Raw genomic sequence first — 14,620 nt, 5'->3', positions numbered from 1 at the left:
ACAGCGAGTTCACCGCGATGGGCTCCGACTGGGACGACATCAGCGCCGAAGCGCTCGGCCGGGAGCGGATCGTGGTGAACATGGGTCCCCAGCACCCGTCCACGCACGGCGTCCTGCGCCTCATCCTCGAGCTCGACGGCGAGACGGTGACCGAGGCGCGGTGCGGGATCGGCTTCCTGCACACCGGCATCGAGAAGAACCTCGAGTTCCGCACCTGGACGCAGGGCACCACGTTCGTCACCCGCATGGATTACCTCGCCCCGCTGTTCAACGAGGCCGCGTACTGCCTCGCCGTGGAGAAGCTGCTCGGCATCACCGAGGAGATCCCCGCACGCGCGACCGTGATCCGCGTCCTGCTGATGGAGCTCAACCGGATCACCAGCCACCTCGTCGCGCTGGCCACGGGGGGCATGGAACTGGGTGCGGTCTCCCCCATGCTGCGGGGCTTCGAGATCCGGGAACAGATCCTCGACGTCTTCGAGACCATCACCGGACTGCGCATGAACCACGCCTACATCCGCCCGGGTGGCGTCGCGGCCGACCTGCCCGACGAGGCGATCCCGCAGATCCGCGAGTTGCTCAGAACGCTGCCTCCGCAGCTGGCGTCCATGTCGTCGATGCTCACCGAGAACCCGATCTGGATCGCGCGGACCAAGAACATCGGCTACCTCGACCTCACGGGCTGCATGGCGCTCGGGATCACCGGCCCCGTCCTGCGGGCGACGGGCCTCCCGCACGACCTGCGCCGCAGTGAACCCTACTGCGGCTACGAGGACTACGACTTCGATGTGATCACCGACAGCGGGTGCGACTGCTACGGCCGCTACCTGATCCGGGTGCTGGAGATGACGCAGTCGCTGCGGATCGTCGAGCAGTGCCTCGACAAGCTCACTCCCGGTCCCGTCATGGTCGACGACGCCCGCCTCGGCTGGCCCGCCGATCTCGCGGTCGGTCCCGACGGGCTCGGCAACTCGCGCAAGCACATCGCCGAGATCATGGGCGAGTCGATGGAGTCGCTGATCCACCACTTCAAGCTGGTCACCGAGGGCTTCGCGGTTCCGGCCGGGCAGGTGGCCGCCTCGGTCGAGGCGCCCCGCGGCGAGCTGCTGGTGCACGCCGTCAGCGACGGCGGCACTCGTCCCTACCGCGTGCACTTCCGCGATCCGTCGTTCACGAATCTGCAGGCGGTGGCGGCGATGTGCGAGGGCGGCATGGTCTCCGACGTGATCGCGGCCGTCGCCAGTATCGACCCCGTGATGGGAGGGGTGGACCGATGAGCGAACCCGTCTTCCTGGAATTCGGCGCGCGACCGCAGGAGGCCGTGCAGCTGTACCGGCCCGGAGCACCCACCGAGTACCCCGCGGAGGTGACCGAGCGGCTCGCGGCCGACGCCGAACAGCTCGTCGCCCGGTACCCCGAGAAGCGGTCCGCACTGCTGCCGCTGCTGCACCTGGTGCAGTCCGAGGACGGCTACATCACCCCGGCCGGCGTCGAGTTCTGCGCCACCGCACTGGACCTCACCGCCGCCGAAGTGGTCTCCGTCGCCACGTTCTACTCGATGTACCGGCGCGGCCCCACCGGCGAGTACCTCGTCGGCGTCTGCACCACCACGCTGTGCGCCGTGCTCGGCGGCGACGCGATCCTCGCCTCCCTGTGCGAGCACCTCGGGATCGACCCGGGCGGCACCACCGCCGACGGGAAGGTCACCGTCGAGCGGATCGAGTGCAACGCGGCCTGCGACTACGCCCCCGTCGTGATGGTCAACTGGGAGTTCTTCGACGACCAGACGGTAGCGAGCGCCCGCGACCTGGTCGACGCGCTGCGGTCCGGCCGGCCACCGTCGCCGACGCGCGGCGCTCCGCTGGGCACTTTCCGCGAAACCGCCCGGCTGCTCGCCGGTTTCGACGACATCCGGCCCGGCGCCGTCTCCGCGTCGGGCGTGGGCGGCGCCCCCACGGTGGCCGGCCTGCTGGCGGTCCGGGAGGCGGAGTCATGACCGCGCACCTCACGCCCGTGCTCTCCGCTCACTGGGGCGATCCCGAGCCGTGGACCATCGACTCCTACCGCGCGACGGGCGGCTACGAGGGCCTCGAGCGCGCGCTCGCGATGGCGCCCGACGAGGTGATCGCGCTGGTGAAGGACGCGGGATTGCGCGGCCGCGGCGGCGCCGGCTTCCCGACGGGCCTGAAATGGAGCTTCATCCCGCAGCTGCGCGCCGGCGAGGAGCCCAAGCCCGGCGCCGATAAGCCGCACTACCTCGTGGTGAACGCCGACGAGTCCGAACCCGGCACGTGCAAGGACATGCCGCTCATGTTCGCCACGCCGCACACGCTGATCGAGGGCGTCATCATCGCCTCGTACGCGATCCGCGCGCGGCGGGCCTTCATCTACGTCCGCGGCGAGGTGCTGAGCGTGCAGCGGCGGCTGCGCGCCGCCGTCGCCGAGGCGTACGCGGCCGGCTACCTGGGCACGCCGTTGGGCCCCAGCGGCTTCAGTCTGGAGCTGGTGGTCCACGGGGGCGCCGGCGCGTACATCTGCGGCGAGGAGACGGCGCTCCTGGACTCGCTGGAGGGCCGCCGCGGGCAGCCGCGGCTGCGGCCGCCGTTCCCCGCCGTCGCGGGCCTGTACGCCTCGCCGACGTGCGTCAACAACGCCGAGTCGATCGCCAGCGTCCCGGCGATCCTCGCGCGCGGGTCCGCGTGGTTCCGCAGCATGGGCAGCGAGAAGTCGCCCGGTTTCACGCTGTACTCGATCTCGGGGCACGTGGTGCGGCCCGGGCAGTACGAGGCGGCGCTCGGCGTGACGCTGCGGGAGATGCTCGACCTCGCGGGCGGCGTCCGGCCAGGCCACGAGCTGAAGTTCTGGACGCCCGGGGGCTCGTCCACCCCGCTGCTCACCGCTGAGCACCTGGACGTACCGCTCGACTACGAGGGCGTCGCCGGCGCCGGCTCCATGCTCGGCACCAAGGCACTGCAGATCTTCGACGAGACCGTCTGCGTGGTGCGGGCCGTGCTGCGCTGGCTGGAGTTCTACGCCCATGAGTCGTGCGGCAAATGCACGCCGTGCCGCGAGGGCACCTACTGGCTGGTGCGGCTGCTGCGCCGGCTGGAGGCGGGTGAGGGCCGCGTGGAGGACCTGGACACGCTCGCCGAGGTGGCCGACGGCGTTCTCGGCAAGGCCTTCTGCGCACTCGGCGACGGTGCCGCCAGCCCCATCCAGAGCTCCTTGCGGTACTTCCGCGAGGAGTACGAGCTGCACGTCGCCGAGGGCGGCTGCCCCTTCGACCCCGCGGCCTCGATGCGCGAGGCCCCGGTCCCGGGGGGCGCCCGATGACCGCACCCGAGCCCGTGAAGGCCACCATCGACGGCATCGAGATCGAGGTCCCGCCGGGCACCCTCGTGATCCGCGCCGCCGAGGCGTTGGGCATCGCGATCCCCCGCTTCTGCGATCACCCGCTGCTCGCCCCTGCGGGCGCGTGCCGGCAGTGCCTGGTGGACGTGGAGGGCCAGCGCAAGCCACTCGCCTCCTGCACAACGACGGTGACCGAGGGCATGGTGGTACGCACACAGGCCACCTCCGCCGCCGCGGCGGGCGCCCAGCGCAGCGTGATGGAGCTGCTGCTGGTCAACCACCCGCTGGACTGCCCGGTGTGCGACAAGGGCGGCGAGTGCCCGCTGCAGAACCAGGCCATGTCCGCCGGCCGCGCCACGTCGCGTTTCCCGTCCGCCGACAAGCGCACCTACCCCAAGCCGATCCCGCTCTCGGCGGAGATCGTGCTCGACCGCGAGCGTTGCGTCCTGTGCGCCCGGTGCACCCGGTTCTCCGACGAGATCGCGGGCGACGATTTCATCGAGCTCATGGACCGCGGTGCGCTGCAACAGGTCGGCGTCGCAGGCGATCAACCGCTGGACTCGTACTTCTCCGGCAACACCGTGCAGATCTGTCCCGTCGGCGCGCTCACCAGCACCTCGTACCGGTTCCGCGCGCGCCCCTTCGACCTGACGTCCACCCCGTCGGCGTGCGAGCACTGCGCCAGCGGCTGCGGGCTGCGCGTGGATCACCGGCGCGGTGAGGTCCTGCGCCGCCTCGCCGGCGACGACGCCGAGGTCAACGAGGAATGGAACTGCGACAAGGGACGGTGGGCGTTCACCTACGCCTCCGGGCCGGACCGGCTCACCACTCCGCTGGTCCGCGGCGCCGACGGCGCGCTCGCCCCCGCCTCGTGGCCCGAGGCGATCGCGGCCGCCGCGAAGGGGCTCACGGGGCGCGCGGCAGCGGTGCTCGCCGGCGGGCGCGGCACCGTCGAGGATCTCTACGCGTACTCCGCCTTCGCCCGCATCGCGCTGCGCACCAACGATATCGACTTCCGTATCCGGCCGCACAGCGCAGAGGAGGCCTCGTTCCTGGCCTCCGGCGCGGTGGATGAAGTGACCTACGCAGACCTGGAGACGGCGTCGGTCGTGCTGCTCGCGGGCTTCGAGCCCGAGGAGGAGTCGCCCATCGTGCACCTGCGGCTACGTAAATCGGTGCGGGCGGGCGGCACCCGGGTGCTCTCGATCGCCCCGTTCGCCTCCCGCGGGCTGGGCCGCCTCGACGGCACCCTGCTCCACTGCGTTCCCGGCGGCGAGGCCGCCGCCCTCGCCGACTCCGCGCTGGCGCAGCAGCTGTCGGCCCCCGGCGCGGTGATCCTCGTCGGGGAGCGACTCGCCGAGGCACCGGGGGCCCTCGCCGCCGCGTCCGCGCTCGCGGGCACCACGGGCGCGCGTCTCGCCTGGATCCCGCGCCGCGCGGGCGAGCCCGGCGCGGTCGCCGCGGGGGCGCTGGCCGGGATGTTGCCCGGCGGCCGCCTCACCACCGACCAGGCGCACCGCAGGGAGCTCGAAGCTCTGTGGGGCGTCACCCCGCCCGACGGCCCCGGCCGCGATACCGCCGGCATCCTCGCCGCCGCCGCAGCCGGCGACCTGTCCGCCCTGGTGTGCGGCGCGGTCGACGTCGGCGACCTGCCCGATCCCGGGGCCGCGCGCCGCGCGCTGGACGCCGCCTTCGTGGTGAGCCTCGAGCAGCGGGAGTCCGAGGTCACCGCCCGGGCCGACGTGGTGCTCCCCGTCGCCACCGTGGCCCAGCGCGGGGGCACCTTCCGCAACTGGGAGGGCCGGATGCGGTCTTTCGCCGCGGCGCTCCCGTCGCCCGGCGCACTCGCCGACGCGCGGGTACTCGCGGTCCTCGCGCAGGCCATGCGCGCCGACCTCGGCTTCACCGACACCGGCGGGGCCGCCGCCGCGCTCCGCACGCTCGGCTCGGCGCGGCCGCCACGCCGGCCCGTCTCCGCTCGCCCCGGCGCCGCCGGTGTCCCCGGCGCCGCCGGTGTCCCCGGCGACGGCGAGGCCCTGCTCGCGACGTGGCGGCAGCTCCTCGACCTGGGTCGCGGCCAGGACGGCGCGCCGGACCTCGCCGCCACCGCGCGACGCCCCGTCGCGCGGCTGTCCGCCGCGACCGCCCGCGAAATCCAGGTCGCCGACGGTTCTCTCGTCGTCGTATCCACTCGGCACGGTGCGATCACACTGCCGGTGGCGATCACCGAGATGCCTGACCGTGTGGTGTGGGTGCCGCAGAACTCGCCGGGCAGCACCGTCTTCGAGACGCTGCGCGTCACCTCGGGTGCGGTCGTGTCGATCGGTCAGTGGGGGTATCCGCGATGATCGGCACACTCGCGCTCGGGCCGCACGGGCCCGTCGACCTCTCCGCCTTCGGCCGCGACCCGTGGTGGCTGATCCTGGGCAAGGCCGTCGCGGTCTTCGGCTTCCTGGTGCTGACGGTGCTCGCCGCGATCCTCATCGAGCGCAAGGTGATGGCGCGAATGCAGCACCGGTACGGCCCGAACCGGTTGGGGCCCTTCGGGATTCTGCAGTCCCTCGCGGACGGCATCAAGCTGGCGCTCAAGGAGGGCATCACCCCGGCCGGCGTCGACAAGCCCGTCTACCTCCTCGCCCCCATCATCGCCACCATTCCCGCCTTCATGGCCTTCGCCGTGATCCCCTTCGGCCCGCAGGTCTCGGTCTTCGGGACGTGGACGCCGCTGCAGCTCACCGACCTTCCGGTTGCGGTGCTGTACGTGCTCGCGATCACCAGCATCGGCGTCTACGGCATCGTGCTCGCGGGCTGGTCGTCCGGGTCCACGTATCCGCTGCTCGGCGGCCTGCGGTCCACCGCCCAGGTGATCAGCTACGAGGTCGCGATGGGCCTGTCCTTCGCCGCCGTCTTCCTCTACGCCGGCACCATGGCCACGTCGGGCATCGTGGCCCGGCAGGAAGGTGTCTGGTACGTCTTCCTCCTGCTGCCCTCGTTCGTGGTCTACGTGGTCTCCATGGTCGGCGAGACCAACCGCGCCCCCTTCGACCTCCCGGAGGCCGAGGGCGAGCTGGTGGGCGGCTTCCACACCGAGTACAGCTCGCTGAAGTTCGCCATGTTCATGCTCGCGGAGTACGTGAACATGACCACGGTCTCGGCGCTGGCCACCACGCTGTTCCTCGGCGGCTGGCACGCGCCGTGGCCGCTGAACCTGTGGGACGGGGCGAATTCCGGCTGGTGGCCGGTGCTCTGGTTCGTGGGCAAGGTGTGGTGCTTCCTGTTCGCCTTCATCTGGCTGCGCACCACGCTGCCGCGGCTGCGGTACGACCAGTTCATGCGGTTCGGCTGGCAACTGCTGATCCCGACCGCGCTGGCGTGGGTGCTGGTCGCCGGTGCGGTGCAGGCCTGGGCCCTCGCCGGGCACTCGACGACGGTCCTGGCCCCCGCGGTCTCGTTGCTCTTCACCCTCGCCGTGCTCGCCGTCCTGGTGGCCCGGCACCGTCGACAGACGGCACCCGAGCCGGGCCCCGACCCGGAGACCTTCTCGCTGCCCTTCGATCCCCTGGCCGGGGGCTTCCCGGTGCCGCCCATGCCGGGCCAGTACCTGTCCGAGCCCGCGCGGCGCGCTCTGCCGCACGAGACCGACGCGAAGGAGGCGTCCCATGGCTGACCCCCTAGGACTCGCCGGATTCGGCGTGACCCTGCGGACCATGTTCACCAGACCGGTGACCGAGAACTACCCGGAGGAGAAGGCGCCCACCGCCGGCCGCTATCACGGGCGGCACCAGCTCAACCGGTACGCCGACGGGCTGGAGAAGTGCATCGGCTGCGAGCTGTGCGCGTGGAGCTGCCCGGCCGATGCGATCTACGTGGAGGGCGCCGACAACACCGACGAGGAGCGGTACTCCCCCGGCGAGCGCTACGGCCGGACCTACCAGATCAATTACCTGCGCTGCATCGGCTGCGGCCTCTGCGTCGAGGCGTGCCCCACGCGCGCGCTGACGATGACGAACGACTACGAGATGGCCGACCGCGACCGCGCCGCGCTGATCTACGACAAGGACGACCTGCTGGCGCCGCTGCACGAGGGCGAGGCGCCACCGCCGCACGCGATGCGCGAGAGCCTCACCGCCGCCGACTACTACCGGGGAGAGGTGGATTCGTGACGGGCGAGCTGTGGACGTTCTGGATCGTCGCCGTACCCGCGGTCGCCTTCGCCCTCGGCGTCGTACTCGCCTCCAAGGCCGTGTACTCGGCGCTGTGCCTGGCCGCCACCATGATCCTGCTCGCGATCCTCTACATCGCCCAGGACGCGACCTTCCTCGGGGTGGTGCAGATCGTGGTCTACACCGGCGCGGTGATGATGCTGTTCCTGTTCGTCGTCATGCTCGTGGGCGTCGACTCCTCCGACTCCCTGGTCGAGACCCTGCGCGGGCACCGGATCGCCGCCGCCGCGGCTGGTCTCGCGTTCGGGATACTCCTCATCGGCCTCGTGGCCCGGGCCACGTTGCCGGGCCCCGGCGCACCGTCGGGCGAGTACCCGCCGAACTCGGTGGAGGCCCTGGCGGACACCGTCTTCGTGCGCTACCTGTGGGCCTTCGAGCTGACCGCCGCGCTGCTCATCACCGCCACGCTGGGCGCGATGATCCTCGCGCACCGGGAGAACCTCGCCACCGCGCTCAGCCAGCGCGAGCAGTCGATCCGTCGGTTCCGCGAGGGCCGCCGCGCCACTCCGCTGCCCAACCCCGGCGTCTATGCGCTGGGCAACGCCGTCGACCTGCCGGCCCGGCTGCCCGACGGGACGCCCGCCCTCGAATCCGTCAACCACACGCTCATCCCGCGCGCGCCCGGCGAGCGCCGAGCCCTGCCCGACCGCGCCGCCTCCCTCGACGACGAAGTCCCGCACGTGCTGCGCGACGACGAGGTGTCGCCGTGAACCCGCACCTCTACCTGTACCTCGCGGCGCTGCTCTTCGCGATCGGATCCGCCGGGGTGCTGTTGCGCCGCAACGCCATCGTCGTGTTCATGTGCATCGAGCTGATGCTCAACGCCGCGAACCTCACGCTCGTCACCGCGGGCCGGATGCACGCCGTGCCGCACGGGCAGGTGCTCGCCTTCTTCACGATGGTCGTGGCCGCCGCCGAGGTGGTGGTGGGCCTGGCGATCATCATCGCCATCTTCCGGGTCCGTCGGTCCGTGTCCGTCGACGAGCCGCACCTGCTGAGGCGGTGAGAGGTGACGGTACTCCTCGCGGCCCTGCCCCTGATCCCTCTCGCCGGAGCGGCGGTGCTGCTGCTCGGCGGGCGCCGCACGAACGGCTGGGGCCACCTGTTCGGGACCGCCGTCGCCGCGCTCTCCTTCGTCGTCGCGGCCGTCGCCTTCGTCCTGCTGCTGGCCCGCGATCCCGCCGACCGCTCGGTGCGGACCGTGCTCTACCACTGGTTCTCGGGCGGCGACCTCTCGGTGGACCTCGCCTTCCGGCTCGACCAGCTGTCGGTGTGCTTCGCCCTCCTCATCACCGGCGTGGGCACCCTGATCCACGTCTACTCGATCGGCTACATGGCGGCCGATCCGGGGCGCCGGCGGTTCTTCGGCTACCTCAACCTGTTCCTCGGCGCGATGCTGGTGCTGGTACTGGCCGACGATCTGGTGGTGCTCTACCTCGGCTGGGAGGGCGTGGGTCTCGCCTCCTACCTGCTCATCGGCTTCTGGCAGCACAAGCCCTCGGCGGCGACGGCCGCGCGGAAGGCGTTCATCGTCAACCGTGTCGGCGACATGGGGCTGGCCCTGGCGGTGGCGGTCACCCTCATGACCTTCGGAACCACCACCTTCGGCGAGTTCCTCCCCCGCGCCGGTGAGGCCGGCGAGGGCGTGCTCACCTGGCTCGGGCTGCTGCTCCTGCTGGCCGCCTGCGCCAAGTCCGCCCAGGTGCCGCTGCAGAGCTGGCTCGGCGACGCCATGGAGGGCCCCACCCCCGTCTCCGCCCTCATCCACGCCGCGACGATGGTCACGGCGGGCGTCTACCTCATCGTGCGCACGGGCCCCGTCTTCGAGGCGGCGCCCGTGGCGCAGGGCTTCGTGCTCGCGGTCGGCACCGTCACCCTGCTCTTCGGCGCGGTGATCGGCTGCGCGAAGGACGACATCAAGAAGGCCCTCGCCGCCTCGACCATGAGCCAGATCGGCTACATGGTGCTCGCCGCCGGTCTCGGTCCCGCCGGCTACGCCCTGGCGATCGCGCACCTGCTCGCGCACGGCTGCTTCAAGGCCGGCCTGTTCCTCGGCGCGGGCTCGGTGATGCACGGGATGAACGACGAGACGGACATGCGGCGGTACGGCGGCCTGGCGAAGATCATGCCGGTCACCGCCGTCACCTTCGGCCTCGGCTATCTGGCGATCATCGGCGTCCCGCCCCTGTCGGGCTTCTTCACCAAGGACGGGATCATCGAGGCGGCGCTGGGGCGCGGCGGCGTCGCCGGGATCGTGCTGGGCGGCGCCGCGATCCTCGGCGCGGGCATCACGGGCTTCTACATGACGAGGGTGATGGTGCTGACCTTCTTCGGCGCCCCCCGCTGGCGCGCGGGCACCCACCCGCACGAGTCACCACGGGTGATGACGGCGCCCATGGTCGTGCTGGCGCTGGGCAGCATCGGCGCCGGCGCCCTCCTGGTGATCGGCGGCAGGCTGTCCGACTTCCTCGCCCCCGCCGTCGGATCCGCGCCCGAGGTGCACCATGCGATCCCCGTCTGGGCGGTCACCCTCCTGGTGCTCGCCGCCGTCGCGATCGGCGTGGCGGTGGCGGTCCGCTCGACCCGGACGGTGCCCGTGGAGGCACCGTCGACGGTGAGCGCGCTGACCCGCGCCGCGCGTAAGGACCTGTACGGCGACGCCCTCAACGAGGCCGTCTTCCTCCGGCCCGGGCAGGCCGCGACCGAGGCGCTGCTCGTCGCCGAGCGCAAGGGCATCGACGGCGCGATCGACGCGATTCCCGCGGGCGTGCACGTCGGATCACTGATGTTGCGCCGCACGCAGACCGGGTACGCCCGGAGCTACGCGCTGACCATGCTGGCCGGGACGGCGGTGCTCATCGGCGCCGCGGCGGTGTGGCTCTCGTGAGCGGGCCGTGGCTGACGCTGCTGTGGGCGGCGCCGGCGGTCGGGGCCGTCGCCGCCGCGGCCGTGCCCCGCGCGGCGCGCTGGATCGGTCTCGCGGCCGCGTTCATCGCGCTGGTGATCGGCATCGGACTCGCCGCCGCCTTCGACCCCGCGAGCGGCTTCCAGTTCGTCGAATCCCACTCGTGGATACCGTCGTTCGGGGCGGGATACCGCCTGGGGCTCGACGGCACCGGGCTGGTGCTGGTGCTGCTCACCGTCGCGCTGCTGCCAGTCCTGCTCCTCGCCGCGTGGCGCGAGACCGCCCCCGACAGCGAGCGGGCGGGCACCTACGTCGCGCTCACGCTGGCGGTCGAGGCGATGGTGCTGGTCAGCTTCGTCGCCACCGACGTGCTGCTGTTCTACCTGGTCTTCGAGGCCATGCTGATCCCGCTGTACTTCCTCCTGGCCGGGTTCGGGGGCACCGGTAGCGATTCCGGTGCCCGCGGCCGCGCCGCGGTGAAGTTCCTGCTCTACAACCTCGCCGGCGGGCTCGTGATGCTCGCCGCGGTCGTCGGGCTGTACGCCACGTCCGGCACTTTCGACCTGCGCGCCCTCGTCGACGGTGCGCGGCCCGGACCCGGCATCGCCCAGGACCTGATGTTCCTGGGCTTCCTGTTCGCGTTCGCCGTGAAAGCACCGCTGTGGCCGCTGCACACCTGGCTGCCGGGCGCTGCGGTGCAGACGAACCCGCCGACCGCCGTGCTGATGATGGCGATCGTCGACAAGGTCGGCACCTTCGCCATGCTGCGATACTGCCTCACCCTGTTCCCCGACGCGGCGGCCCGGTTCGCGCCGTGGGTCGCGGCGCTGGCGGTGATCGGCATCGTCTACGGCGCGATCCTGGCGATCGGGCAGTCCGACGTGATGTCGCTCATCGCGTACACGTCGATCAGCCACTTCGGCTTCATCATCCTTGGCGTCTTCGCGCGCACCGGCGATTCGCAGTCCGGCTCGGTGCTCTACATGGTGAATCACGGTGTGGCCACGGCCGCGCTGTTCCTCACCGCCGGGGTCCTGGTGGCGCGCCGCGGCAGTCGCAGGATCGGCGACTTCGGCGGCGTCTGGTCGCGGGCGCCGAAGCTGGGCGCGATCTTCCTCATCGCCGGCCTCGCGACGCTCTCCCTGCCCGGCCTCGGGCCCTTCGTCTCCGAGTTGCTCGTCGTGGTCGGCACTTACCCGCGGTGGGCGCTCGCCGCGATCGTCTCCGTCCTCGCCCTGGTGCTGTCGGCGATGTACGTGCTGTGGACCTACCAGCGCATGTTCACGGGTCCCGCGCCGGAGGCCGTGGAGCGCGCCTTCGGCGCCGGGAGCGCAGCGAGCGGGCCGGGCGGCTCGGGCGATGCGCGCCCGGGCGAGTTGCTCGTGCTGGTGCCGCTCGTGGTGGCCCTGTTCGTGCTGGGCTTCTTCCCCGGCCCCGCGCTGGACGCGATCACCCCGTCGGTCTCGCCCACGGTCGCGGAGGTCGCCCGGTGAACCCGCAACCGCTCGGCACGCTGGCCGCGCTCCCGGCGCCGTCGATCGAGTACTCGCAGATCGCGCCCGCGATCATCATCTTCGCGGCGGCGATCGTCGGCGTGCTCGTGGAGTCCTTCGCGCCCGCGACGATCCGGCGCACGTCACACGCGGTGCTCGGCGGCGGCGCGGTGGTGGCGGCGCTCCTCGCGGTGGCGGTGCTCGCGGACACCGGGGCGCGCCCGCGGGCCGTACTGGCGGGGTCGGTCGCCGACGACGGCCTCTCGCTCGCGCTGCAGGGGCTGCTCCTGATCTCCACGCTGCCGGCACTGGCGCTCCTGGTGGCACGCTACGACTCCCTGACGCACACGGAGGCGGTGCCGCTCACGCTGTTCGCGCTCGGCGGCATGCTGGCGTTCGTCTCGGCTCAGGACTGGCTCACGCTGTTCGTCGCGCTCGAGGTCTTCTCGTTGCCGCTGTATCTGCTGTGCGCGCTGGCGAGGCGGCGCGGACTGTTGCCGCTCGAGGCGGCGGTGAAGTACTTCCTGCTCGGCGCGTTCAGCTCCGCGATCCTGCTCTTCGGCATCGCCCTGCGGTTCGCGGCGACGGGCTCCACGTCGATCACCGCGGTGCCGCAGGACGCGGTACTCGGCACGATCGGCGCCGCGCTGATCGGCGTGGGCCTGCTGTTCAAGGTGGGTGCCGTGCCCTTCCACTCGTGGGTCCCGGACGTCTATCAGGGCGCGCCGACGCCGGTGACCGCGTTCATGGCGGCGGCCACGAAGATCGCGGCGTTCGGCGTGATCGTGCGGCTCACCCTGGTGGCCTTCGACGACGTGCCCTGGCGTCCGGTGATCGCGGCGGTGGCGGCGGTGACCGTCGTCGTCGGCTCGGTCATCGCGGTCACGCAGTCGGACGTCAAGCGGCTGCTCGCCTATTCGGCGATCGCGCACACCGGATTCCTGCTCATCGGCGTCTTTGCGGGGACGGTCCGCGGGACCGGCGCGGTCTGCTTCTACCTGGCGGTCTACGGGATCAGCACCGTCGGCGCCTTCGCCGTCGCCGCCGCGGTGCGCGAGCTCCGGCCGGACGGGACGAGCGTCGAGGTCGGCGAGCTCGATCGGTGGGCCGGGCTGGGCCGCACCCGGCCGCTCCTCGCGGGTGCGATGGCGCTGTTCCTGCTCTCCTTCGCCGGGATCCCGTTGACCGCGGGTTTCGTCGGCAAGTTCGCGGTCTTCGCGGCCGCGGCACAGCGCGGTGGCGCGTGGTTGGTGGTGGTCGGTGTGCTCGCGAGCGCGCTGGCCGCCGTCTTCTATCTCCGCATGCTGATGACCATGTACTTCGCGCCCGCGCATGAGTTCGCGCCCGACGTCCCGCGGGTGGGTCCGCTCACCGGTTTCGCGATCGCTCTCGGCGTGGTGACGGTGATCGCGCTCGGCGTCTTCCCGCAGCCGGTGTTGGACCTGTTCGCCGATCTCACGGTGTTCTCGGGGCGGTAAGTAGAATCGTCACCCATGAGTGACAAGCCGCTTCCGTTCAGCAACGGCCTGCAGTTGAAGTCGATGGGCGCAGTCCTGCTGCTGGTGCTCGGCGTGCTGATCTGGCGGCTCACCGATGCGACCACGACGACCGCGCGGGTGCTGTACGTCGCGGCCATCGTCTTCGAGCTGCTGTTCTTCGTCGGGCTGATCTTCGCGAGCCGGTTCATCAAGAAGCAGCACGACAAGGCCGAGGCCGCGTACCAGGCGCAGGTGGCCGCGCAGGCCGAGGCCGCGCGCAAGCCGGCCGACGGTGCCGAGCCCGAGGCCGGCCCGACGGGCACGCCGTGACCTCCTCCGCCAAGCCGAGCCGTGCGGCAGGAACGCCGGCGCGGAAGCGGATGCCCGCCGCCGAGCGGCGCAATCAGCTGGTGGACACGGCGCGATCGGTGTTCGCCGACCGCGGCTACGAGGCGGCCACCATCGAGGAGGTCGCGTCGAAGGCCGGGGTCTCCAAGCCCGTGGTCTACGAGCACTTCGGCGGCAAGGAGGGCCTGTACGCCGTGGTCGTCGACCGCGAGATGGAGATCGTCCTCGAGGTCTTCTCCCGCGCCATGCTCGAGGACCGGTCGAAGACCCGGATCGAGCAGATCGCGCTCGCGCTGCTCACCTACGTCGAGGAGCGGGCGGACGGCTTCCGCATCCTCACCCGCAACAGTTCCGTCGAGCATTCGGGCGGCTATTCGACGCTGCTCAACGACCTCGTCGGGCAGGTGGAGAGCCATCTCGAGGGCGAGTTCCAGAGCAAGAATCTCGACCCGGGCCTCGCGCCGCTCTACGCGCAGGCGTTGGTCGGCATGGTCGCCATGACGGCGCAGTGGTGGCTCGAGGTGCGCGACCCGCCCAAGGAGGCCGTGGCCGCGCACATCGTGAACCTCTCCTGGTACGGCCTCATCGGCCTCAAGGAGAACCCCGTCGCCATCGAGCCCAGCCGGCTGGACGGGCCCGTCGACGACGTGGAGTGATCCGGGCCGCCGGCGATTCGGCGCCCCTAGCGGGACGGTCACCTCCCTACGTCCATGGACAGGGGGAATGCACGACACGCGAGGGCGATGCACATCCCTCTAGGGAGAGCCGCGGAGCGGCGCTCGGGCCCGTCGGCGCGTGTCGGGCGTCGCCAATACACTGGAT

General features: G+C 71.8%; 13 protein-coding genes. All 13 read left to right on the top strand.

The window, feature by feature from the left end; translation table 11 throughout:
* Positions 1 to 17 precede the first annotated feature (17 nt).
* The 13 genes from FK529_RS13410 to FK529_RS13350 are packed head-to-tail and all read left to right on the top strand — an operon-like array spanning position 18 to position 14,454.
* A complete protein-coding gene (locus FK529_RS13410; RefSeq protein WP_146562076.1) occupies positions 18 to 1,277 on the top strand; it encodes an NADH-quinone oxidoreductase subunit D in 1,260 nt (419 codons plus the stop codon).
* Positions 1,274 to 1,996: an NADH-quinone oxidoreductase subunit NuoE gene (gene nuoE / locus FK529_RS13405; RefSeq protein WP_146561919.1), complete on the top strand. Its 723-nt coding sequence runs from the start codon at positions 1,274 to 1,276 to the stop codon at positions 1,994 to 1,996. The genes FK529_RS13410 and nuoE overlap by 4 nt, the downstream gene beginning before the upstream one ends.
* A complete protein-coding gene (gene nuoF, locus FK529_RS13400) occupies positions 1,993 to 3,333 on the top strand; it encodes an NADH-quinone oxidoreductase subunit NuoF (RefSeq protein WP_146561917.1) in 1,341 nt (446 codons plus the stop codon). The genes nuoE and nuoF overlap by 4 nt, the downstream gene beginning before the upstream one ends.
* Positions 3,330 to 5,699, top strand: a complete 2,370-nt coding sequence (locus tag FK529_RS13395; RefSeq protein WP_146561915.1) for an NADH-quinone oxidoreductase subunit G — start codon at positions 3,330 to 3,332, stop codon at positions 5,697 to 5,699. The genes nuoF and FK529_RS13395 overlap by 4 nt, the downstream gene beginning before the upstream one ends.
* Entirely contained in the window at positions 5,696 to 7,018 is a 1,323-nt protein-coding gene (nuoH, locus tag FK529_RS13390) for an NADH-quinone oxidoreductase subunit NuoH (RefSeq protein ID WP_146561913.1), read from the top strand. Before FK529_RS13395 ends, nuoH begins: the two co-directional genes overlap by 4 nt.
* Positions 7,011 to 7,514 (top strand): NADH-quinone oxidoreductase subunit NuoI, encoded by a 504-nt coding sequence (nuoI, locus tag FK529_RS13385; RefSeq protein ID WP_146561911.1) that lies wholly within the window; start codon positions 7,011 to 7,013, stop codon positions 7,512 to 7,514. The genes nuoH and nuoI overlap by 8 nt, the downstream gene beginning before the upstream one ends.
* The gene (locus FK529_RS13380) at positions 7,511 to 8,284 is read left to right on the top strand and encodes an NADH-quinone oxidoreductase subunit J (protein ID WP_146561909.1); all 774 of its coding nucleotides are present in this window, start codon (positions 7,511 to 7,513) and stop codon (positions 8,282 to 8,284) included. Before nuoI ends, FK529_RS13380 begins: the two co-directional genes overlap by 4 nt.
* Positions 8,281 to 8,580, top strand: a complete 300-nt coding sequence (gene nuoK / locus FK529_RS13375) for an NADH-quinone oxidoreductase subunit NuoK (RefSeq protein ID WP_146561907.1) — start codon at positions 8,281 to 8,283, stop codon at positions 8,578 to 8,580. Before FK529_RS13380 ends, nuoK begins: the two co-directional genes overlap by 4 nt.
* A gap of 3 nt (positions 8,581 to 8,583) precedes the next feature.
* Entirely contained in the window at positions 8,584 to 10,461 is a 1,878-nt protein-coding gene (gene nuoL / locus FK529_RS13370; RefSeq protein WP_146561905.1) for an NADH-quinone oxidoreductase subunit L, read from the top strand.
* On the top strand, positions 10,458 to 11,972 hold the full coding sequence (locus FK529_RS13365) for an NADH-quinone oxidoreductase subunit M (protein ID WP_146562074.1): 1,515 nt from the start codon (positions 10,458 to 10,460) through the stop codon (positions 11,970 to 11,972). The genes nuoL and FK529_RS13365 overlap by 4 nt, the downstream gene beginning before the upstream one ends.
* Positions 11,969 to 13,450, top strand: a complete 1,482-nt coding sequence (nuoN, locus tag FK529_RS13360; RefSeq protein WP_146561902.1) for an NADH-quinone oxidoreductase subunit NuoN — start codon at positions 11,969 to 11,971, stop codon at positions 13,448 to 13,450. The genes FK529_RS13365 and nuoN overlap by 4 nt, the downstream gene beginning before the upstream one ends.
* 15 nt (positions 13,451 to 13,465) lie before the next feature.
* Entirely contained in the window at positions 13,466 to 13,780 is a 315-nt protein-coding gene (locus FK529_RS13355; RefSeq protein ID WP_146561900.1) for a hypothetical protein, read from the top strand.
* Positions 13,781 to 13,830: 50 nt separating this feature from the next.
* Positions 13,831 to 14,454 (top strand): TetR/AcrR family transcriptional regulator, encoded by a 624-nt coding sequence (locus tag FK529_RS13350; protein ID WP_146562072.1) that lies wholly within the window; start codon positions 13,831 to 13,833, stop codon positions 14,452 to 14,454.
* Positions 14,455 to 14,620 lie beyond the last annotated feature (166 nt).

Origin of the sequence: Tsukamurella asaccharolytica, from assembly GCF_007858435.1 — a bacterium.
Taxonomy (GTDB): domain Bacteria; phylum Actinomycetota; class Actinomycetes; order Mycobacteriales; family Mycobacteriaceae; genus Tsukamurella; species Tsukamurella asaccharolytica.
Note: the sequence above shows the minus strand (reverse complement) of the source record. Positions and strands in the feature narration are given on the sequence as shown.